Here is a 19,793-nt window from a genome sequence, read left to right on the forward strand (position 1 = left end):
GGGGCGTTAGCTCAGTTGGTAGAGCAGCGGACTCTTAATCCGTAGGTCGAGTGTTCGAGTCACTCACGCCCCACCAAGTACGACAGGAAAGGCTGCATCGCCTGCGGTCTTTTTTGCTCCCGGTAGCACAGGGGCGTTAGCTCAGTTGGTAGAGCAGCGGACTCTTAATCCGTAGGTCGAGTGTTCGAGTCACTCACGCCCCACCAGATGCTCACAAGGGCCGCACATCGTGCGGCCCTTGTCGTTTCTATCGTCGATTCCGCTGCCCGCCCTTGGGCCTGTCGTCCTATTCCTACAGTCGATTCAGTCGCGGCCGATAGTGCACGCAACGCGGGCCATCTAAGCTGGACTCATGTCGCTGCGCCGCGCGCAACGCGCACATGCCACAGGAGATTCATCATGAAAACGGCGAAGTCGATTTTCGTTGTCATCACCGCGCTCGCCATAGGCTCGTCGATCTTCGGTTGCACGCTCGGCGGCGCAGTCGCAGGGGGTGTCATCGGTCACGAGGCCACCGGCGGCAGCACCGCCGGTACCATCGGCGGTGCCGTCGTCGGTGGTGTCGTCGGTCACGAACTGGGTAAGTAACACCCCCCGCAGATCATCGCTTGCCGTCACCGCCCCACGACATAGAGCGGGGTGTTGACGGCGTAGCCGTACATGATCAGCACGCCACCCACGATCGCGTCTCCCGCCGCCCTCGCCTGCGCCGCGCTCGCATACCGTTTCGCTTGCGCCGTGCACATCGCGTAATGCCGCCCGCCGCCCTTGAGGGTGCCGTCGTGACGACCGACGAACGCCGCCTGACGCACGCTCCACAAGAAATAGCCCTCGCATTTCGCCATCTCCGGCGGGCGCCTGACCGTCACATCCTCCTTCTGCGATTCCTCCCCCGCCCGGTGTAGCCGCCACTGACGCTTGATCGCCGCATCGGACCAACGCCCCATGCCAATGTCTTTTGCTTTGCCTTTTGCCATTGCTCCCTCCTTGGATTTACCTGCGGCACTGCGCTCGCGGGCACTCCGATAATGGTGAACAATAACGAGGTGAATGGGGGATGGGGAGTGTCCGATATGCGATGCCACACCCTGCGACGACGCTTTCCAAGGCATAGACACTCACAGATCGTCATCCAAAGGACACCAGACTGCGGCCCTGCTATCGCGCATAGGGACGCAACGCGCGTTATTTCCTGCGGAACATAGCGCTGCGGCCACGCAACGATGCCGCAATGCACACTGCGCGAGCCATCCTCATTGTCTACACTGAAAGTCTCGTTCTCATCGCATTGCGGATTCGTGTGTCGCCACGGCATCCGCATGGCCGGGATATGGCGACCGTCACCTTTGCACCCGCAATCCAGCGCCACGTCAGCGTGGACGCCCAGTCCGTCGATGGACCGACCGTCCGCGACGTGCTCGCCCAATGCGTCGCTCACACACCCGAGCTACGTGGCTATCTGTTCAACGACCAGGGGCGCTTGCGGGCGCACGTCGCCGTCTTCGTCGATGGATGGCTGATTCGCGACCGTCGCTCGCTGAGCGACCCGCTCGAGGACGCCAGCCGCGTGTACGTGGCGCAAGCGCTCTCGGGGGGATGAACCGGCGGGCGCCCGACAAGCCCCGCCCGCATCAAGGAGGAAAACCGTGGAACATGTCACCGGAGCCACGCTGCTGGTTGCCACCCGCAAGGGATTATTCACGTGGCAACGTGAGGGCACTGCCTGGCGATTAATGTCGAACACTCCCGACTTTCCCGGCGAGCCGGTGAGCATGGTGTTGCACGACGCGCGCGACGGCACGGATTACGCTGCGCTCAATCTCGGACATTTCGGCGTGAAACTCTGGGGCCGCACTCGCGACGCGAACGAATGGACCGAACTCACCCCGCCCGCCTTCGCCTCGCAAACGCAGCAGTCCGAATCATCTGCCAGCGACGTGCAGGCCCCCTCGGTGGAGTTGATCTGGTCGCTCGAAGCGGCCGGCCCGGACGCGCCCGGCGTCCTGTGGGCCGGCACGATTCCCGGCGGCCTGTTTCGCTCCGGCGACCATGGGCAGCACTGGGAACTGGTGCAAAGCTTGTGGGATCGCCCTGAGCGCGCCGAGTGGATGGGGGGCGGTTACGACCATGCAGGCATTCATTCGATCTGCATCGATCCGCACAACAGCCGGCAGGTGATGGTGGCCGTGTCGACCGGCGGTGTCTGGCGCACGCGCGACGACGGGCACACCTGGGCATTGGCGGCCAGCGGCATGGAAGCCGATTACATGCCGCCCGAACGACGCCTCGATCCGAATGCGCAGGACGTTCACCGCCTCGTGCAATGCCACGACGCACCAAACGCCTTGTGGGCACAGCATCACAACGGGATCTTCCGCACCCTTGATTACGGCGCGTCCTGGCGACGGATTCAGGCGGCGCCGTCGAGTTTCGGTTTTGCCGTTGCGGTCGATCCGCACGACCCCGACGTGGCGTGGTTCGTGCCGGCACAGCGCGATGCGTGCCGCATTCCGGTCGACGCCCGGCTCGTCGTCACTCGCACGCGCGATGGCGGCGAGTCGTTCACCGCGCTCTCGCACGGGCTGCCGGAGACACCGTCCTACGACCTCATCTATCGCCACGGGCTGGATATCGACGCCACCGGCCGCACGCTTGCCATGGGCTCGACGACCGGTGCGCTATGGATCAGCAACAACGCCGGCGAACAATGGGAGTGCGTCTCGGCGCACCTGCCTCCGATCTATGCGGTGCGCTTTATCTAACCTTCCTGTCGGAATTCGCCGCACTGCCTATCCCGTCGTCTATCCCGCCTGTGTGTAGGAATACCTTCAGTTATCGTATTTTTCGTCGTATACGAAGGTAGACGGACAGGCTTCATAGAATCCCCCGTCACGCGTCGCCGGACATCTCGCACGTGTCGTTCCCGGCGCGTGAGCCAACGTCGCGTCACGCTTCACCCGCCGTATCGAAGCGCTCTGCGGCAAACCGGCGACCACTCCTCGAAACGCCATGCGCCACACGTCATCCGTGTTGCCCCGGCATCAAATCCCTAAAAGGAGTCATACCTATGCGAATCGCCGACCTGAAGATCCGAACCCGGCTGTCCATCGGCTTTGGTACGTTGCTAATCCTGTTGTTGAGCATGCTGATCATCACGCTGGTGCGTTTCGTCGCCATCGAGCGTGCCAACGAAGAACTACTCACCCGCGCGTGGGCCAAAGCCGATGCGGCGCACCGCATTGACGCCATGGTGCGCGGCAATGCCCGCCGCCTGATGGAAGCCATCGTCACCACGGACGCCACCCAACGCAGCGCGCTCAATGAGCGCATCGACGCCAACCTCGCCCGCATCGCCAAGGCGCAGGAAGTGCTCGACAAGTACGTGACGTCGGGTAAAGGCAAGCAGTTGCTCGACGGCGTGCGGCAACACAACGATGCCTTTCTGAAGGCACGCGGCGGCGTGATCTCGGCGTTGAGCGCCGACCAACGCGACACCGCGCTGCGCATCGCACAGCAGGACGCCCTGCCCGCACTCGACGCCATGCAGGCCGAGGCCGTCGAACTGGTCACGCTCCAGCAAAAGATCGTCGACGAAACCGGTGCCGCCACGAGCGCCGACATCGTCTTCGCCAAATGGCTGCTCACCACCCTTGGCGCTGCGGCGGCCGTCGCAGGCATCGTCGCCGCCTGGTCGGTCACACGCAGCATCACGCGTCCGCTCGCGCGCGCTGTCGAAGTGGCCGAACGCGTGGCGCAGGGCGATCTCTCGAGCCGCATCGACGTGACGAGTCGCGACGAAACCGGCCAACTGATGGCAGCGCTCAAACACATGAATGAAAGCCTCGACCAGATCGTGCGGCGTGTGCGTAGCGGCACGGCGGCCATCGCATCGGCTTCGGGGCAATTGCTCTCAGGCAATACCGATCTGTCGGCACGCACCGAAGAGCAAGCGGCGTCGCTCGAAGAAACCGCTTCGTCGATGGAACAACTAACGGCGACCGTGCGCCAGAATGCCGACAACGCCCGCCAGGCAAGGCAACTGGCGTCGAACGCATCGGACATCGCAGGCGAAGGCGGACGCGTCGTCGAACGCGCCGTCGCATCGATGCAGGAAATTGCCACCAGCTCGACAAAGATCAACGACATCATCGGGGTGATCGACGGCATCGCCTTCCAGACGAACATTCTTGCGCTGAACGCCGCCGTCGAGGCCGCGCGGGCCGGCGAACAAGGACGCGGTTTCGCCGTCGTCGCCGGCGAGGTTCGCACGCTCGCCCAGCGCAGCGCAGCCGCAGCGAAGGAGATCAAGACCCTCATCGAGACCTCCGTCGGCAAGGTGGAAGACGGTTCGGCACAAGTGCGCGATGCCGGTCGCACGATGACGGAAATCGTGCAAGCCGTGCAGCGCGTGACCGACATCATGGGTGAGATCTCTGCGGCATCGAGCGAGCAGTCGGGCGGCATCGAGCAAGTCAACACGGCCGTCATGCAGATGGATCAGGTCACGCAGCAGAATGCTGCACTCGTCGAAGAGGCCACGGCTGCCGCCGGGTCGCTGGAGGACCAGGCGCGTCAACTGCGCGAAGCCGTCGCCGTGTTCCGGCTCTCGGAGGGAGACGCCTACACGTCCAGTCAAGATGGCGACACGGACGTCGCCGCCAATGGTTCGCGCGGGGCCGTACTCGCGTTCGCCCGTCAGCGCCAGGTTGCCTGACGAGTGACAGCGTGACGGTGTGATGCCCGCTGTGCGGGCAACCCCGCCGAGGCACGGCGAATTGCATGGGGTTGCGAAGGGGGTGCGCACGGTTGAGAAGGCTTGTGACATGGGGCCGCAGCCCCTCGCAAATCCCCATGCTTGCTGGCCTTTCGCGCGATATCGCCGCCTGCGCGGCATTGCAACATTGGAGTATGATGGCTGCTGTTATGCTTTCTCCCCACCGTCCGGAAAAGAGGTGTACCGTGGCCCGAAAGACCCCCATCGAGCGCTACCGCAACATCGGCATCAGCGCTCACATCGACGCTGGCAAAACAACGACGACCGAACGCATCCTGTTCTACACGGGCGTCAACCACAAGCTGGGCGAAGTCCACGAAGGCGCTGCCACGATGGACTGGATGGAGCAGGAACAAGAACGCGGCATTACGATCACGTCCGCCGCGACAACCTGCTTCTGGCGCGGCATGGCCGGCAACTACCCCGAACATCGCATCAACATCATCGACACGCCGGGCCACGTCGACTTCACCATTGAAGTCGAGCGGTCGATGCGCGTGCTCGATGGCGCGTGCATGGTCTACGACTCGGTCGGCGGTGTGCAGCCGCAATCCGAGACGGTCTGGCGTCAGGCCAACAAATACAAGGTGCCGCGCATCGCGTTCGTCAACAAGATGGACCGCGTGGGCGCCGACTTCTTCCGTGTCTACAAGCAGATTCACGAACGTCTGCGCGGCAATGCCGTGCCGATCCAGATTCCCATCGGCGCCGAGGACAATTTCCAGGGCGTGGTCGATCTCGTGAAGATGAAAGGCATCGTCTGGGACGAAGAGTCGAAGGGCGTGAAGTTCGAGTATGTCGACATTCCCGCCAACCTCAAGGACACGGCGCAGGAATGGCACGAGAAGATGATCGAAGCCGCCGCCGAGGCCGATGAGGCGCTGCTCGAGAAGTATCTCGGCGGCGAAACGCTGACCGAGGCGGAAATCCAGGCGGGATTGCGCAAGCGCACTGTCGCGGGCGAGATCGTGCCGATGCTGTGTGGCACCGCCTTCAAGAACAAGGGCGTGCAGGCCATGCTCGACGCCGTGATCGATTACCTGCCCTCGCCCGTCGACGTGCCCGCCATTGCCGGTCACGATGAGGACGACAAGGAAATCGAGCGCCATCCGTCGGATGACGAGCCGTTCGCCGCCCTCGCGTTCAAGATCATGACCGACCCGTTCGTCGGCCAGTTGATCTTCTTCCGCGTGTACTCGGGCGTGATCGAGTCGGGTGGCACGGTGCTCAACCCGCTCAAGGGCAAGAAAGAGCGACTGGGCCGCATTCTGCAGATGCACGCGAACACGCGCCAGGAAATCAAGGAAGTGCGCGCGGGTGACATCGCCGCCGCCGTCGGCCTGAAGGAAGCGACGACCGGCGACACGCTGTGCGACCCGAACAACGTCATCATTCTGGAGAAGATGGAATTTCCGGAGCCGGTGATTTCGCAGGCCGTCGAACCGAAGACCAAGGGCGATCAGGAAAAGATGGGCCTCGCGCTCAATCGTCTGGCGCAGGAAGATCCGTCGTTCCGCGTGCAAACCGATGAAGAATCGGGGCAGACGATCATCTCCGGTATGGGCGAGCTGCACCTCGAAATTCTGGTCGACCGCATGCGCCGGGAGTTCGGCGTGGAAGCGACCGTCGGCAAGCCGCAAGTCGCTTATCGCGAAACGGTGCGCAAGAAAGTCGAAGACGTGCAGGGCAAATTCGTCAAGCAGTCGGGCGGCCGCGGCCAGTACGGCGACGTCGTCATCTCGCTCGAACCGGACAAGGAAAAGCCGTACGAATTCGTCGATGCGATCAAGGGTGGCGTGGTGCCGCGCGAGTACATCCCGGCCGTGGACAAGGGCATTCGCGAGACACTCAACAGTGGCGTGGTGGCCGGCTATCCGGTCGTCAACGTGAAGGTCACGCTCACGTTCGGCTCATACCACGACGTGGACTCGAACGAGAACGCGTTCCGTATGGCAGGTTCGATGGCCTTCAAGGAGGCCATGCGCAAAGCCGATCCGGTGCTGCTCGAGCCGATGATGGCCGTCGAGGTCGAAACGCCCGAAGAGTTCATGGGCAACGTGATGGGCGACCTCTCAGGGCGTCGCGGCATCATGCAGGGCATGGACGACATCGTGGGCGGCGGCAAGATCGTGCGCGCCGAAGTGCCACTCTCGGAAATGTTCGGCTACTCGACATCGTTGCGCTCGCTCACACAGGGGCGCGCCACCTATACGATGGAATTCAAGCACTACGCCGAGGCGCCGAAGAACGTGGCCGACGCCATCATTTCGTCCAAGAAGTAACGCAGCAGACGTCGGGTGCGGTGAGCAGAACAGACTGCACACCGCGCTGACGATCAACGCCCGCAACTGGCACGCTCTCGTCTCGCGACAGGATCGTTCCGCTAGCGGGCGTTGTCCTTTTTGCCTTAGCGCGCCACATCAATATGAAGAACATTCTCAGCATCCAGTCTCATGTCGTGTTCGGCCACGCCGGTAACAGCGCCGCCGAGTTCCCGATGCGGCGTCTTGGTGTCAATGTCTGGCCGATCAACACGGTGCAGTTCTCGAATCACACCCAATACGGCAAATGGACCGGGCAAGCGTTGCCCAGCGAAGAAATCCTGCGGCTCGTCGATGGCATCGACGACATCGGTGAGCTGGGACATTGCGATGCCGTACTTTCCGGCTATCTCGGTGCGCCGGAGCAGGCGGGCTTCGTGCTCGCGGCGGTGCAGCGCGTCAAACAGGCCAATCCCGCAGCGATCTACCTGTGCGACCCGGTGATGGGGCATCCCGAGAAAGGGTGCCAGGTCAAGCCGGGCATCGAGCAGTATCTCGTCGAACACATGCCTGCGGCGGCCGACATCATGGCCCCCAATCATCTCGAGCTGGAAAAACTCTCGCAGCATCCGATCGACACGCTTGAGGATGCCGTCGCGGCATGCCGCGCCCTGCTCTCACGCGGGCCGAAGATGGTGCTCGTCAAGCATCTGGAATACGCCGGCAAGCCTGCCGACCGGTTCGACATGCTGGTGGTGACGAACGACGAGGCCTGGCATGGCTACCGTCCGCTGTATCCGTTCTCGCGTCAGCCTGTGGGCGTGGGCGACCTGACCTCGGGTGTCTTCCTCGCGCGCTTGCTCAAGGGCGATACGGCTCGTGCGGCGTTCGAGCACACGCTTGCCGCAGTCGACGCCGTGCTGCGCGCCACGCATCTCGCTGGCCGTTATGAGTTGGAAATCGTTCGGGCGCAAGACGAGATCGTCACGCCGCCACGCCGTTACGAGGCGCGGGCGGTCTGACTGCGCAGGCAGTACGGCGCAGGGCGGATCAATACGTGCGCAGTTGCTCGGCGTGATGTGACAGATGATCCGCCATGAAGGTCTGGATGAAGTAGTAGCCGTGATCGTAGCCGTTGTGACGTCGCAGCGTCAGCGGCTGGCCGGCGTCGCGGCATGCCTGCTCGAAGATGTCCGGGTGCAGTTGCGCTTCGAGGAACTGGTCGTTCAGGCCCTGATCGATCAGAATACCGCCCGGGAACACCATCTGACCGGCCTTCGCGATCAGTTCACTGGCGTCGTACTCTCGCCACGCTTCTCGATCCGTCCCCAGATACCCGGTGAACGCCTTCTCGCCCCACGGGCAACGCATCGGCGCCGCAATCGGCGCAAACGCCGACACCGAGCGGAATTTGTCAGGGTTGCGCAGCGCTAGCGTCAACGCACCATGCCCCCCCATCGAGTGACCGAAGATGCCGATGTGCTCCGCGTCGATGGGCAGCGATTGCGTCACCAATGCGTAGAGTTCGTCGACAAGATAGCTGTACATGCGATAGTTCTTGGACCATGGCGCCTGCGTCGCGTCGAGATAGAAGCCTGCGCCGACGCCGAAATCCCACGCATCGGCCTCGCCCGGCACGTCCGCACCGCGCGGGCTGGTGTCGGGGGTAATCAGCGCCACGCCATGCTCTGCGGCCAGCCACTGTGCGCCGCCCTTGATCATGAACGTCTCTTCCGTGCAGGTCAGCCCCGCAAGATAAAACAGCGCGGGCACCGCACGGCCGTCGCGCACTTGCGGCGGCAGGAACACCGAAAAGCGCATCGGCAGACCGATGGTGGTCGAGGCGTGACGATAGAAGCGCTGCGCGCCGCCGAAACAACGGTGTTCTGAAATGAGTTCGAGCATGACGAAATCCGGGAAAGTTCGGGAAGCCGGTAATGGCATCGCTACCAGCCATCTGGCCACCATTGCGATACGGCAGCTATCTTACCTCGCGCGACGGCGCGTGACATCGCCAAGGCGCCCAGGGCGTACAACGCATGTCGGTGTGCGCCGGATGACTGCCAACTACGCGGCACTCGTCGGCGATCTGAAGAAAGCACTCGTTGCGGTAGGGCGCAAGGACGTCGAGATCCCGATCGCCACTTCGGCCAACGTCGCCGACATGGTCTTGCCTGAGCGCGGTGCCCGCCGGGCCGGTCAGGCCGGCGGTCCGCGCGACGACATCGCATCAGCCGTAAGCGCGCCGCAGGCGAGGCACGGACCGAAACGCGGTGGCATCGCGCTTTGGGTCCGTGTCGAAAAAAAAGTGTCAGGATTTCTAAACTTTTCGCCGCAGCCGTCGCTATACGTTAAAGGACGTGAGGTGACGCGTTACACAGCCGGTGAGAATTCGATCTCCGCAGCGCGTTGTCATAATCGCTGGCTATGATGCGTCGCGCAATATGAGACGTGGCCTCAGCCAGCGTCAGACGCACCGAAGCCCCCCTCCCGTCAGGCAGTTGCGGCAACGTAGTCCGTCAGCAGTGCATCACAGAAGCATCGCGCCACCCTCGCCGGCACGGTCCCCTTTGGCGGACCGGTCAGGACGAAGACGACGATGCATAACACCGACCAGATTCACCAGAGATTCACCCTCGGGGGTCATATGAAGCTGATCTTGCTGGCGCTTGCCGCCTCGCTGCTTACGCTCGTCATGATGGTGCAGGCGCGCAGCGAAGCCAACGACGTTGCCGCCTCTACCCCGGGCGCCCGGCCCGCAGACATCAACGTCAGCGACCGCGTACGCACTCGCAAAGACATGGCGATGTGGAACGCACGCCGCAAGATGCACGCCGTGCGTCAAGAAGACTGATACCGCCAAAGCATCATTCTCCGCGCAGCAACATGCTGCGCCGCACCAAATTTGGGCATCCTCCGCCGCCGTCCTATAGTGGAAACGCGATTCAGGTGAGGAGACAAGAAAGATGCCCATATTCCACTTCAACCTTTACGACTTGACGTTGTTCCTGCCGATGGCGGTGGCCGGCGCGCTGCTCGTTGGCGGTATCCCCGTCGCGACCCGCAGCACGCGCTACGGCCTGCGCGCGGCCGGTGCGGTGGCCGGAGCGCTCGTTGCACTCCTTGTCATGGAGGCGTTGCCCGTGCTCGTATAGCCGGCCTACGCGTTCGAGCGCATCGAACAACGGAAGGTCTCTGGCGCGCGGCGCGCGGTGAGCGCTTTTCCCGAAAATTTTTCCGAATTTCGCGGCGCGATCCGGCAGTCGATCACCGCAAGCGTTGAGTCCATCGTCAAATACGACGGTCACGACGCTGTCATCGCCGCCACCTATGCTGGTCTTCGGCAACTTCGGTTGCGCTGTCACCCTCTCTGTTGCGCCGCCGACCCGCTCGGCGGCTTTTTTTTGCTGCCGCCGGCACGCGCCGCCGGTCATGCGCACGCGCGTCGCTTTTGTCCCGACACGCGCCTCGCCATCGCCTACAATCACCGGAAGTGCAACGCCGAGTGCGTAGTTCCAATGATCAAGATCGGAGACTTCGCGCGACGCCGACAGAGGAGGTTCCCGCATGTCCGACGCGTTCTCCCGCGCCTTTGCCGTCGTCATCAATCAATACCGTTCGCCGCGCCAATACACTGTGTCGGTGGAGCGGGCGAGCGAGATGATCGCGAAGAATATCGGCTTGTTTTCCGACGGGTTTGCCGCGGAACCGCACCTGATCGTCGGTTTATTCGAACACGAGGCCGACGCATGGGCGCTCGCCCGCCGCCTCCAGCGCACCCGCACGACCGTTCAGGCCCTGCTTCAGACACCCGCGCGCGCCGCATTCGTCGCCCCTCCCGAACTGGATCCGAGCGACTGACGTAAGCCCCACCCGCCTCGCCCTCCTTCACGACTGCCATGGGTCAAAAAAAGCACGCCAGCGTCTGTTCGCAAGTGTAGAATTCGGAATTCCAGATATCACGAAGACCGGCGAGCACCGGAATTCCATGTCGAACCCCGCTGCATCCCCCGACTCGACGGCAACCGACCGGCCCCTCGCGCCGCTTGAACCCCTGACGAGCACGCCCGTACTGATCGATCAGGTCTATTCGCGTCTGCGCGACGCCATTGCGGATCTCACGCTGCCCCCGGGCGAGCGCATCCGGCAGGCCGAACTGGCCGATTCGCTAGGCGTGTCGCGTCAGCCCGTCAGCCATGCCTTGCAGTTGCTCAAACGCGACGGTCTGGTTTGCGACAGCGGGCGTCAGGGTCTGGAGGTCGCCCCCATCGACGCCGATCACCTGCGCCAGCTCTACCAGGTGCGCACGGCCCTTGACGGTCTCGCCGCACGGCTCGCGGCCACACGTATGGCACAAGGCACGTTGAGCGAACCGGAACTGCGACGTCTGCAGGAGGCGGTTGCGACTGGCATGGCGATGACGCGAGGCACACCGGTGGCGCGTCAGGTCCGCATTGAGGTGGCTTTCCACACGGCGTTGCACGACGCGTCGGGCAACCCGCTGATCGCGCAGACGGTCGCGCCGCAATGGCCGCACATCATGCGGGCGATGGCCGCGACGCTTGGGGCCATGCCGATGCAGGAAGTTGTCTGGCTCGAACACGGGGAAATCGTCGCGCGCATCGCGGCTGGGGATGCCGATGGCGCCGAGGCCGCCGCCCGCGAACACACCGAAGCGGATGGCGGCAATGCGCGCCGCGAGTGGCTCGCGCGGCTGGCCGCGTCGCACTGATCATGCAAGCCGTCATCTCCGCCGCCCTCCCCGTCTTCGGGCTGATTTTCGTCGGCTATCTGTGCGCCCGTCGTGCCTGGCTCGGCGAGACCGCGCTCGACGCGCTCAACCGCTTTGTCGTCTATCTCGCGCTGCCTGCCGTCCTGTTCCAGTCGATGGCGCAGATCACGTGGGCGGAATTGGTCAACCCTGGGTTTCTGGGCGCATTCGGCGGCGGCATGGCCGCAACGTTCGCGCTGTCTTTCATGCTCGATCGCGCAGTGCGCGGACGTCTGACCGACGCCAGCATCGAAGGCATGGGCGCGGCCTATCCGAACGCCGGGTTCATGGGATTGCCGCTGTGTCTCGTGGCCTTCGGTCCGGCCAGCGTACCGGCGGTGGTCGTCGCGATGCTGCTCACAGCAACCGTGCTCTTCGCCATCTCCATCGCGATCATCGAGACGGATCTGCAAGCCACGCCGAACTGGCGTCGCACGGCGGGCTTCGTCGCCCGGGCGCTGGTGCGCAATCCGCTCGTCGTTTCGCCGTTCGCCGGCATGGCGTTTGCGGCCGCAGGTGTTGCACTGCCTGCGCCCGTGTTGCATTTCACCACGTTGCTCGGCGGGGCGGCCAGTCCGTGCGCACTGGTGGCGATCGGCATGTTTCTCGCGCAAAGCTCCGGGGCGGCCAAGGAGCCCCGGATTGCACGCGCGGTGGGACGTCTCGTCGGACTCAAGCTCATCTTTCAACCGGCGGTCACGGCATTTCTGGCGTTCCGTGTCTTCGATCTTCCGACGATCTGGGCGCACAGCGCACTGCTGCTCTCGGCCCTGCCCATTGGCACGGGGCCGTTCATGCTGGCGCAACTGTACGGACGCGAAGCCGCTGTCGCCTCGCGCGCGATTCTGATTTCGACGGTGCTTTCGGTGGTGACGGTGTCGCTGCTGATCGGCTGGTTCAGCGGACGATAAGACAAGGGCAAGCAGGCCCCGGCGTCATTTCGGGCTTGTCGCTGCCCGCCGGTGATACGCTCAACGCAGCGTCGCCGCAGAGGCCACGACGACGCGGTCGCGACCGGAACGCTTTGCGGTGTACAGCGCCGCGTCGGCAGCACCAAGCAAACGCATCGGAAGTGTCTCTGGGTCGTGACTATCACGCGGGTCCACACTCGCCAGGCCAATAGAAATCGTGAGCGGCACGAGCGCACCGTCGTCGTCCGGAACTTCCAACCGCGCCACAGCGCGACGGACTCGCTCGGCAACCGTCCCCGCCCAGTTCTGTTCCGTCTGCACGAGCAGTGCGGCGAACTCTTCCCCCCCGTAACGGGCGAGGGTATCCGTCACTCGCAATTGCGCACGCATACACACGCTGGCGGCACGCAACGCACGGTCGCCGGTGGCGTGACCATGGCTATCGTTGACGCGCTTGAAATGGTCGATATCGATCAGCAGACACGCGAGCGGCGCACCATAACGTGCGCCGCGCACCACTTCTTCACGCAAACGCTGATCGAAATAGCGGCGATTCGACAGCCCGGTGAGCGGATCGGTCAGGCCGATACGCTTGAGGCGTTCGCGATTCCACATGTTCTCGAGACACACGGCAACAACCGCGCCGAAGCGCTCGAGAAAATCGGTCGCCATTTCCGGCGAGAAGCGGCGCACGTCGCGGCTGCCCAGTGCGATGACGCCCAGATAGCGGCCGTTGCGGGCAAGCGGCATAACGACGGCACTTGCAGGCGCGCGCGGCCCGAAGAGCGACGCGTGGCGCTCACGCGGCGAGCCGATCCAGAGTTGGCCATCGCCACACACGGCAGAGAACGTTCCGGCATCCTGCGCGATGCAAAGACCCGCGTCGAGCGCACGAATACCTTCGGCCGTGTCGATAAGATCGCGCAACGTGTCGTCGACCTCGGCGAGCATCAGACGCACCCCCGACAGATCGAAATCGTGGCGCAAGCGGTTAAGCATCACTTCCAGAAACTGACTGAAGTCGGGCGCACCCATCAGCGCCAACTCGATGTCCTGAAAACGTTTGAGGGAGCGCTCATTGCGCTGGACGGTCGCCAGCAGCGATTGCAAGGAGTCGAGCGTCGGTGCCTGGTTGGTTGCCACGTAAGGTCTCGAGAGACACGCGGCACTTCGCGGCCGCCTAGCGTGTTTGCCTTGCATCGTGCCTTGGCGCTTCGACATCACGCCCATCATGGGCGCCGAAGGACAAGTAACAGGCCGGAACGAATGTATCGAACGCGTTCGCCGAGCCCGTGGTGAGGCCGTCATGATAACGTCTGCAAGGGAGACGATCATGAGGCCGTTAACGGCACCCGCCCGTCAAATTGTAGGGTGGTGCCAGTGAATTTCGCCGCCATGAAATCGAGCCGTGGCGGGGTTTTTTGTGTTGCTAGGGAAAATACCTAGTTCATTAGCAGATCATGTGGCGGCGCACCAAATTCGTTGGCTGCCCCCCCAGCGCATCATCCGGACGGTCGGCCGACCATCTCGACAAGTCATTTTTGCAGCCCTACAATCGCGGCCGCTCGAACGCACTGCCAGTGACAAAGCTGACGGTGCGATCCGGCCCGATCGGGCGGCAGCGCGGCACACCCGCCGACGGCGCCGGCACTCAAACCTACGGAGACCTTGTTGTCCATGCTCTACCCGCGCACCCTGCGCAACGTCGGCGTCGCTCTTGCGCTGGCAACGTTTGCGATGTTCTCGGCCTCGGCATTCGCCGCTTCCGCCTCCCACACCCAGTCCCGTCATCACGCCAAAGCGCAGCATGCCTCGTCATCGAAGCATCGCCGTCACGGCGCAGCGACGAAAGCGTCGGCGAAGACGTCTGCGCATAAGAAATCTCACGCACACAAGACGGCGCACGGCAAGAAGAAAACCATGAAGGCGCATCACACGTTGCCGCCCAAAACGACGCACCGGACACACCCGACAGTGGCCAGCCATCGGCATCCGCATTCGCGTGCCTGAAGTCGTGCACCGCGTTATAGTGAACGTTAAGTTAGCGCGCATAGCAAGGCGACGCTCTCTACCGTTCTCTTTCACTCAAACCGCATAGCGCGGTGACACGTCCATGACACCCCGGCAAGCCAGCGCTCGCGTTGCGTCCACGCCACAAGACACACCTTCCATCACTTCGCTCGATGATATTTTTGCGCTCGCCGTTTTCGGTGACGGCGGTTCTCATTTTGCCGGGCATGCTTCCCGTTCGATGGGAGCGCCAGCATGACGTCGCCCCACATCCTGCCGGCGACGATGGAGGACGTTGCACCTATCGCAGAGTTGCATGCGCGGAGTTGGCAAGCGACATATGCGCATATGCTGCCGACGGAACATGTGCGCGATCATCTCATGCAGGAACACGCTGCGTTGTGGCGCGACCGTTTGATGCGCGCCGACGACCCCGCAATGCGTATATGGAAAGCGTGTCCCGACATGGCGAATGGACCGCTCGCCGGATTCGTGTGCGCGTTATCCGGCGGTGACGGCATTTTGCTCGATAACCTCCATGTGGCCGCCACGTGGCAAGGCCGGGGCGTTGGCCGGGCCTTGTTTCATCAGGTAAGGAACTGGGCGAGTGCCCTCGATCCCGACGCTGCACTTTATCTCTGGGTACTCGCGCGTAATACGCGCGCCCGGCAGTTCTACGACCGGCTGGGCGGCCGCGCGGGTAGGGTTCATCCGATTGCGGTGTCACCCGGCATTGAAGTGCCGGCATTGCGTTACGTCTGGCAGACCGAAAAGACATGACCTCGGACGTGCCGCCACAAGGGTAGTCAGACCGGTCGTCCGGCAGTACCGAATGCATGCCGCAACGCAGCGAAAAATGGCTTGAAACTGGCGTGGATCAACAATCTAAAGTTTCCCTGCTTGACACCTTCCCACCTTTCCCGTAAAAAAACGGGTGCATGAACGTTGTATGGCGAGTCTTGTGTCATCTAATGTCGCCCTCTGCGTCAACTCGGTTGTACCTGATCAGCTTTAATGTCATGCGCTCGCTGAGCTTCTCGCTCGCTCATTTGAAAACTTTAAGGATTTAAGAAATGGCAACTGGTACCGTCAAGTGGTTTAACGACGCCAAGGGTTTTGGATTCATTACGCCGGACGAAGGTGGTGAAGATCTCTTCGCTCACTTCTCGGAAATCCAATCGAAGGGTTTCAAGTCCCTGCAAGAGAACCAAAAGGTCAGCTTCGAAGTGAAGATGGGACCGAAGGGCCGTCAGGCCAGCAACATCCAGCCGCTGTAAGCGACGGATGTTTCGCTGCTGATCGCTAACGCGATCGACGCGCCTCGGGTAGTGCCGCAAGGCCTGCCCGAACTGAAAACCCCGCTCACGCGGGGTTTTTTCATTTTTGCAGGTATGCTGAACTTTTCGATCCGGAGGTGGCGATGGGCTTACCGGTAGATGGCGAATGGCACACCGAAAGGCCCGTTGCAGGATTTCGATGCACCGCATGACCGCGCGCAGAGGGTGACCTTGCCGAATCCCTGAGTCAGCGCCAGTTCAGCCCGCAAGAAAGCCGCCATCGGCTGCCAGAACGTGTCCGACGACATAGCTGGACTCACTGGAACTCAGCCAGACGACGGCGGCGGCCACCTCCTCGGGATGCCCCATTCGCTTGAGCGGAAGACCCGCCGCAACGCTGCGCATATCGGCAATGCCCGAGGCGAGCATCATGGCGGTCACCACACGCCCGGGTGCGACCGCATTGATGCGAATACCCGAAGGGGCATATTCCATCGCGGCTGCGCGAGTGAGCGAATTGAGCGCCGCCTTGGAGGCGCCATAGAGCGCGAGCCCGGCATTGGGATTGCGTACACCGCTCACACTCGTGTTGTTGACGATAGTGCCGCCACCGGAGGCGAGAAGCGCGGAAATCTCGTGACGCATCGCGTGAAAGACAGCGCGAACATTAGTGTCGAACACCTGCGAATAGACGGCGTCGGTCTGGTCAGCCAATCGCGCGCGCGGCTCCTGGAAACCGGCGTTGTTGAACACTGTGTCGAGCCGGCCGAATTGCGTCATCGTTTGCGTTATCGCGCTGACGATATCCGCTTCGCACGTCAAATCCGTGCAGACGAACATGCCCTCTGCCCCGAGCCGCCGGATATCCTCCGCCAGCGCGTCTCCGAGTGCCTTGCGCCGTCCAGTGGCGATCACGGCACGCGCCCCCTCCTGAGCCATGCGCAAGGCCGTGGCGCGGCCGATACCGCTGGTGCCACCCATGACGAGGCATACGCGGCCGTCGAGTCTTCCTGCGGGCACACTGACGGGTATCGGCCCGGCAAGTTCGGTCAGCGAGGGGAAATCGTTCATGGTGGCGACCTCTCAAGATGTTGTTTCAGGACGACTTCGTCCGGGCAACGTTTCCGGGCCTGCGTCACACGCCCAGGCACGCGCTCGTCACCGCTGCTTCAACGCGGCGGTGTAAAGCCGCATTCCGTCCAGTACGATGCGATCCTGCCCGCGCGCCAGACGACCTAGCGCCTCCATCACCTGCGCGCGAGCAAACGCGTGAATTCCTGCCACGCGCTTCTTGCCGGCCGGCGTCAGGAACAACCGCTTCACACGGGCATCGTGCTCCGAGACCGCTTCGCCGACATCGCCGGACTGCACCAGCTTGCGCAGCATCCGGCTGACGCTCGACTTCTCGAGATGAAGCCGGGCGCCGAGGTCGCGCGCCGTAATACCCCCGCGCTCGATCTCGATCAACGCGTGGACAGCGGACGGCGAAAGATCGGTGCCGGCAAAATTGCCGCCCATGAAACCCAGCTCCCGGACCATCTCGCGCGATACGGTGCGAATGGCTTCGACCAACGACGGATCGGGACTCACTGTGCAAACGCTCCCATTGGCATTTCGCTGAAATCTACCTCAACATAGTTGCACAATACAACTTAATAGTTGCGTTTCGCAACCGCAAAAATAAAAAAAGCATCGTGAGCCGCTGCCCACGATGCCCATCTACCGCTTCAATGCGCAGTACTGCGCGATGCTGGCGTAGTGATCCGCCTCGGTTCAGACCGCTCGCGGCTTCACACGACTGGCGGCTTCGAGCGCGTTGCTGCGAGCGACATCCAGATCGTTGTCATACGCCAGTGCAACCCCCATACGGCGCTTCACGAAGCTCTCCGGCTTGCCGAACAGACGAATGTCGGTTTGCGGCACTTGCAGGGCGCGATCCACGTCGTCGAACACGATGCCTGTCGCGTCCACGCCGCCGTAAATGACGGCACTCGCGCCGGGCGTCTTCAACGTGGTGTTGACCGGCAGACCGAGAATGGCGCGCGCATGCAGCTCGAACTCGTTTTGCCATTGGGTAATCATCGTGACCATGCCCGTGTCGTGCGGACGCGGACTGACTTCGCTGAACCACACGTCTTCCCCCCTCACGAACAGCTCGACACCAAAGATGCCCTGTCCGCCGAGGTTGTTCGTGACGTCGCGCGCGATCAGACGAGCGCGTTCGAGCGCCACCGACGACATCGGATGCGGCTGCCAGCTCTCGACATAATCGCCGCTCACCTGCTTGTGACCGATCGGGGCACAGAAGTGCGTCTCGATCTGCGCGTCGGCACCACGCGCACGCACGGTTAGCAGCGTGATTTCGTAGTCGAAGTCGATGAAGCCCTCGACGATGATGCGACCATGGCTCACTCGGCCACCGGCCATCGCGTAATCCCATGCCGCCTTCACGTCGGCAGGGCCGTCGATCTTGCTCTGCCCCTTGCCCGAACTGCTCATCACCGGCTTGACGATGCACGGGTAGCCGATGCCGCCGTCGATGGCGGCCTGCAATTGCTCTAGCGAATCGCAGAACCGATACGGGCTCGTCGGCAACCCCAGCGTCTCGGCGGCCAGACGGCGAATGCCTTCGCGATCCATCGTCAGACGCGCGGCGCGAGCCGTCGGGATCACGCGCACCACACCGTCTGCTTCGAGCGCTTCGAGCATCGGTGTGGCAATGGCTTCGATCTCGGGCACGACGAGATCCGGCTTTTCGGCTTCGATCAACGCTTTGAGTTGCTCGGGATCGGTCATCGCGATGGTGCGGGCGTGGTGGGCAACCTGCTGCCCCGGCGCGTTGTCATAGCGATCCACGGCAATCGTCTCAACCCCCAGACGCTGCAATGCGATCAGCACTTCACGGCCGAGTTCGCCCGCGCCCAACAGCATGACCTTCGTCGCGTTCGGCGACAGCGGTGTTCCGATAGTGGTCATTTTCGACCTTTGGAGAGTAAGAAATCAGAAGCATCGACGCGACTTGGCGTCGTACGCGAAAGCCGTATTGTAGCGAGCATGACCGCCGCTGCGCCGCCGGCAACGTCAAACAAGCGCACCTCGCAGCACACGGCGGCAACTCGCCACCATGCATGCCTCGCTCTCCTGATAGCCCGTGAGCACCCAGGCGGTGCCGGCGTTGGTCATCGCGCCCACCAGCGCCACGCCGACAATTCTCGCCTGCGCTTGCGCATCCTCACTGGCCAGCGGCGGCACGTTGGCCATGCTCAGGATCAGCTTGGCGAATTCCGAGATATAGCGGTGATAGGTCTGGTCCATCTCGGAACTCACACCCATCACCTCGAGCAGCAAAACACGCGCCGCATGCGGGTTGCGCAGAAACGCGAAAAAACTGTGCAGACTGGCGTCGAGCCGCGCGTCGAGCGTTGGTGCGCTCTCGGTAATGGCAGCTTGCAATTGCCCGAGCAAGGTTTGCGCATGATGCGCGTACGTCGCTCGCAACAAATGCTCCAGGTTCTCGAACGCCGCATAGAAATACCGGTCGTTGAGCTTGGCCAGACGGCACACCGAACGCACCGTCGCGCGACGAAATCCGACCGTGCCGAAAACTTCCGTGGCGGCATCGATCAGTGCAGTAAGGCGTGCCTGCTCCCGCTGGGCCTGCCCCACCCCGCCATAGCGCCGCCCGCCGGTCGCCGTTGGCGGCACACCCGGCCCCGCAGGTGGCGATGCCGTCGATGCGGCATCTCTCGATTCGAGCCCTTGTTCCATTTCGCTATTTGACATCACCTG

General features: G+C 62.9%; 22 protein-coding genes and 2 tRNA genes. 16 read left to right on the top strand and 8 right to left on the bottom strand.

The genetic code is table 11. The annotated features are described in order from the left end of the window. From C266_RS00995 to C266_RS01005, 3 genes are all read left to right on the top strand, one after another. Nucleotides 1-76: transfer RNA gene (locus C266_RS00995), tRNA-Lys, on the top strand. Nucleotides 77-130: 54 nt separating this feature from the next. After that, nucleotides 131-206, top strand: a tRNA-Lys gene (locus C266_RS01000). A gap of 193 nt (nucleotides 207-399) precedes the next feature. Further along, nucleotides 400-588, top strand: a complete 189-nt coding sequence (locus tag C266_RS01005) for a glycine zipper 2TM domain-containing protein (RefSeq protein ID WP_010807193.1) — start codon at nucleotides 400-402, stop codon at nucleotides 586-588. Nucleotides 589-614: 26 nt separating this feature from the next. On the opposite strand, the gene C266_RS01010 is transcribed toward C266_RS01005, so the two are convergent. Then, on the bottom strand, nucleotides 615-977 hold the full coding sequence (locus C266_RS01010) for a hypothetical protein (protein ID WP_010807194.1): 363 nt from the start codon (nucleotides 975-977) through the stop codon (nucleotides 615-617). Nucleotides 978-1,330: 353 nt separating this feature from the next. Between C266_RS01010 and C266_RS01015 the strand changes: the two genes are divergently transcribed. From C266_RS01015 to pdxY, 5 genes are all read left to right on the top strand, one after another. Beyond that, nucleotides 1,331-1,600 carry a MoaD/ThiS family protein gene (locus C266_RS01015; protein WP_036661068.1) on the top strand — a complete coding sequence of 90 codons (270 nt, stop codon included), beginning with the start codon at nucleotides 1,331-1,333 and terminating at the stop codon, nucleotides 1,598-1,600. A 46-nt stretch (nucleotides 1,601-1,646) separates the two neighbouring features. Further along, complete coding sequence (locus tag C266_RS01020) at nucleotides 1,647-2,762, top strand: hypothetical protein (RefSeq protein WP_010807196.1); 1,116 nt, start codon at nucleotides 1,647-1,649, stop codon at nucleotides 2,760-2,762. A gap of 305 nt (nucleotides 2,763-3,067) precedes the next feature. Continuing rightward, complete coding sequence (locus tag C266_RS01025; protein WP_010807197.1) at nucleotides 3,068-4,714, top strand: methyl-accepting chemotaxis protein; 1,647 nt, start codon at nucleotides 3,068-3,070, stop codon at nucleotides 4,712-4,714. A 245-nt stretch (nucleotides 4,715-4,959) separates the two neighbouring features. Continuing rightward, the gene (gene fusA / locus C266_RS01030; RefSeq protein WP_010807198.1) at nucleotides 4,960-7,056 is read left to right on the top strand and encodes an elongation factor G; all 2,097 of its coding nucleotides are present in this window, start codon (nucleotides 4,960-4,962) and stop codon (nucleotides 7,054-7,056) included. A gap of 143 nt (nucleotides 7,057-7,199) precedes the next feature. Further along, nucleotides 7,200-8,057 (top strand): pyridoxal kinase PdxY, encoded by an 858-nt coding sequence (gene pdxY, locus C266_RS01035; RefSeq protein WP_010807199.1) that lies wholly within the window; start codon nucleotides 7,200-7,202, stop codon nucleotides 8,055-8,057. A gap of 28 nt (nucleotides 8,058-8,085) precedes the next feature. Here the strand turns inward: pdxY and fghA are convergent, their stop codons facing one another. Next, nucleotides 8,086-8,940 carry an S-formylglutathione hydrolase gene (gene fghA, locus C266_RS01040; RefSeq protein WP_010807200.1) on the bottom strand — a complete coding sequence of 285 codons (855 nt, stop codon included), beginning with the start codon at nucleotides 8,938-8,940 and terminating at the stop codon, nucleotides 8,086-8,088. A gap of 151 nt (nucleotides 8,941-9,091) precedes the next feature. Between fghA and C266_RS01045 the strand changes: the two genes are divergently transcribed. Both C266_RS01045 and C266_RS01050 read left to right on the top strand, forming a co-directional pair. Further along, nucleotides 9,092-9,466 carry a hypothetical protein gene (locus C266_RS01045; RefSeq protein ID WP_010807201.1) on the top strand — a complete coding sequence of 125 codons (375 nt, stop codon included), beginning with the start codon at nucleotides 9,092-9,094 and terminating at the stop codon, nucleotides 9,464-9,466. A 168-nt stretch (nucleotides 9,467-9,634) separates the two neighbouring features. Then, nucleotides 9,635-9,889, top strand: a complete 255-nt coding sequence (locus C266_RS01050) for a hypothetical protein (protein ID WP_010807202.1) — start codon at nucleotides 9,635-9,637, stop codon at nucleotides 9,887-9,889. Between the two features lie 91 nt (nucleotides 9,890-9,980). Here C266_RS01050 and C266_RS27855 read toward each other — a convergent pair whose 3' ends face one another. Continuing rightward, the gene (locus tag C266_RS27855; protein ID WP_036660899.1) at nucleotides 9,981-10,604 is read right to left on the bottom strand and encodes a hypothetical protein; all 624 of its coding nucleotides are present in this window, start codon (nucleotides 10,602-10,604) and stop codon (nucleotides 9,981-9,983) included. Here C266_RS27855 and C266_RS01060 point away from each other — a divergent pair. The 3 genes from C266_RS01060 (at nucleotide 10,603) to C266_RS01070 (ending at nucleotide 12,717) form a co-directional block, all read left to right on the top strand. Further along, nucleotides 10,603-10,896 (top strand): hypothetical protein, encoded by a 294-nt coding sequence (locus C266_RS01060; RefSeq protein WP_010807204.1) that lies wholly within the window; start codon nucleotides 10,603-10,605, stop codon nucleotides 10,894-10,896. The two genes, C266_RS27855 and C266_RS01060, sit on opposite strands and share 2 nt — an antisense overlap. 127 nt (nucleotides 10,897-11,023) lie before the next feature. Then, on the top strand, nucleotides 11,024-11,767 hold the full coding sequence (locus C266_RS01065; protein ID WP_010807205.1) for a GntR family transcriptional regulator: 744 nt from the start codon (nucleotides 11,024-11,026) through the stop codon (nucleotides 11,765-11,767). Nucleotides 11,768-11,769: 2 nt separating this feature from the next. Beyond that, nucleotides 11,770-12,717, top strand: a complete 948-nt coding sequence (locus C266_RS01070) for an AEC family transporter (protein WP_036661071.1) — start codon at nucleotides 11,770-11,772, stop codon at nucleotides 12,715-12,717. 60 nt (nucleotides 12,718-12,777) lie between these two features. Here C266_RS01070 and C266_RS01075 read toward each other — a convergent pair whose 3' ends face one another. Further along, nucleotides 12,778-13,860: a diguanylate cyclase gene (locus C266_RS01075; RefSeq protein ID WP_010807207.1), complete on the bottom strand. Its 1,083-nt coding sequence runs from the start codon at nucleotides 13,858-13,860 to the stop codon at nucleotides 12,778-12,780. A 528-nt stretch (nucleotides 13,861-14,388) separates the two neighbouring features. Here C266_RS01075 and C266_RS01080 point away from each other — a divergent pair. The 3 genes from C266_RS01080 to C266_RS01090 all read left to right on the top strand — a co-directional run bounded on the left by C266_RS01080 (nucleotide 14,389) and on the right by C266_RS01090 (nucleotide 16,004). Then, nucleotides 14,389-14,727: a hypothetical protein gene (locus tag C266_RS01080; RefSeq protein WP_144265662.1), complete on the top strand. Its 339-nt coding sequence runs from the start codon at nucleotides 14,389-14,391 to the stop codon at nucleotides 14,725-14,727. 255 nt (nucleotides 14,728-14,982) lie between these two features. Next, entirely contained in the window at nucleotides 14,983-15,507 is a 525-nt protein-coding gene (locus C266_RS01085; RefSeq protein ID WP_010807209.1) for a GNAT family N-acetyltransferase, read from the top strand. Between the two features lie 293 nt (nucleotides 15,508-15,800). Continuing rightward, on the top strand, nucleotides 15,801-16,004 hold the full coding sequence (locus tag C266_RS01090; RefSeq protein WP_010807210.1) for a cold-shock protein: 204 nt from the start codon (nucleotides 15,801-15,803) through the stop codon (nucleotides 16,002-16,004). A gap of 258 nt (nucleotides 16,005-16,262) precedes the next feature. Here the strand turns inward: C266_RS01090 and C266_RS01095 are convergent, their stop codons facing one another. The 4 genes from C266_RS01095 to C266_RS01110 form a co-directional block, all read right to left on the bottom strand. Then, nucleotides 16,263-17,075, bottom strand: a complete 813-nt coding sequence (locus tag C266_RS01095) for an SDR family NAD(P)-dependent oxidoreductase (protein ID WP_010807211.1) — start codon at nucleotides 17,073-17,075, stop codon at nucleotides 16,263-16,265. An 87-nt stretch (nucleotides 17,076-17,162) separates the two neighbouring features. Next, a complete protein-coding gene (locus C266_RS01100; protein WP_010807212.1) occupies nucleotides 17,163-17,594 on the bottom strand; it encodes a MarR family winged helix-turn-helix transcriptional regulator in 432 nt (143 codons plus the stop codon). Between the two features lie 183 nt (nucleotides 17,595-17,777). Beyond that, nucleotides 17,778-18,980: a formate-dependent phosphoribosylglycinamide formyltransferase gene (purT, locus tag C266_RS01105; RefSeq protein WP_010807213.1), complete on the bottom strand. Its 1,203-nt coding sequence runs from the start codon at nucleotides 18,978-18,980 to the stop codon at nucleotides 17,778-17,780. Nucleotides 18,981-19,085: 105 nt separating this feature from the next. Then, complete coding sequence (locus C266_RS01110; protein WP_010807214.1) at nucleotides 19,086-19,772, bottom strand: TetR/AcrR family transcriptional regulator; 687 nt, start codon at nucleotides 19,770-19,772, stop codon at nucleotides 19,086-19,088. Between the last annotated feature and the right edge of the window lie 21 nt (nucleotides 19,773-19,793).

This window comes from Pandoraea sp. SD6-2, assembly GCF_000389825.1.
Classification (GTDB): Bacteria; Pseudomonadota; Gammaproteobacteria; order Burkholderiales; family Burkholderiaceae; genus Pandoraea; species Pandoraea communis.

Excerpts from the sequence above, each read along its gene's own strand:
- C266_RS01065 (WP_010807205.1), top strand. The coding sequence starts at position 11,024 with ATGTCGAACCCCGCTGCATCCCCCGACTCGACGGCAACCGACCGGCCC.
- C266_RS01070 (WP_036661071.1), top strand. The coding sequence starts at position 11,770 with ATGCAAGCCGTCATCTCCGCCGCCCTCCCCGTCTTCGGGCTGATTTTC.
- C266_RS01095 (WP_010807211.1), bottom strand. The coding sequence starts at position 17,075 with ATGAACGATTTCCCCTCGCTGACCGAACTTGCCGGGCCGATACCCGTC.
- C266_RS01010 (WP_010807194.1), bottom strand. The coding sequence starts at position 977 with ATGGCAAAAGGCAAAGCAAAAGACATTGGCATGGGGCGTTGGTCCGAT.
- C266_RS01050 (WP_010807202.1), top strand. The coding sequence starts at position 9,635 with ATGCATAACACCGACCAGATTCACCAGAGATTCACCCTCGGGGGTCAT.
- C266_RS01005 (WP_010807193.1), top strand. The coding sequence starts at position 400 with ATGAAAACGGCGAAGTCGATTTTCGTTGTCATCACCGCGCTCGCCATA.
- fghA (WP_010807200.1), bottom strand. The coding sequence starts at position 8,940 with ATGCTCGAACTCATTTCAGAACACCGTTGTTTCGGCGGCGCGCAGCGC.
- C266_RS01090 (WP_010807210.1), top strand. The coding sequence starts at position 15,801 with ATGGCAACTGGTACCGTCAAGTGGTTTAACGACGCCAAGGGTTTTGGA.
- C266_RS27855 (WP_036660899.1), bottom strand. The coding sequence starts at position 10,604 with ATGCGGGAACCTCCTCTGTCGGCGTCGCGCGAAGTCTCCGATCTTGAT.
- C266_RS01085 (WP_010807209.1), top strand. The coding sequence starts at position 14,983 with ATGACGTCGCCCCACATCCTGCCGGCGACGATGGAGGACGTTGCACCT.
- C266_RS01045 (WP_010807201.1), top strand. The coding sequence starts at position 9,092 with ATGACTGCCAACTACGCGGCACTCGTCGGCGATCTGAAGAAAGCACTC.
- purT (WP_010807213.1), bottom strand. The coding sequence starts at position 18,980 with ATGACCACTATCGGAACACCGCTGTCGCCGAACGCGACGAAGGTCATG.
- C266_RS01025 (WP_010807197.1), top strand. The coding sequence starts at position 3,068 with ATGCGAATCGCCGACCTGAAGATCCGAACCCGGCTGTCCATCGGCTTT.
- pdxY (WP_010807199.1), top strand. The coding sequence starts at position 7,200 with ATGAAGAACATTCTCAGCATCCAGTCTCATGTCGTGTTCGGCCACGCC.
- C266_RS01015 (WP_036661068.1), top strand. The coding sequence starts at position 1,331 with ATGGCGACCGTCACCTTTGCACCCGCAATCCAGCGCCACGTCAGCGTG.
- C266_RS01060 (WP_010807204.1), top strand. The coding sequence starts at position 10,603 with ATGTCCGACGCGTTCTCCCGCGCCTTTGCCGTCGTCATCAATCAATAC.
- C266_RS01110 (WP_010807214.1), bottom strand. The coding sequence starts at position 19,772 with ATGGAACAAGGGCTCGAATCGAGAGATGCCGCATCGACGGCATCGCCA.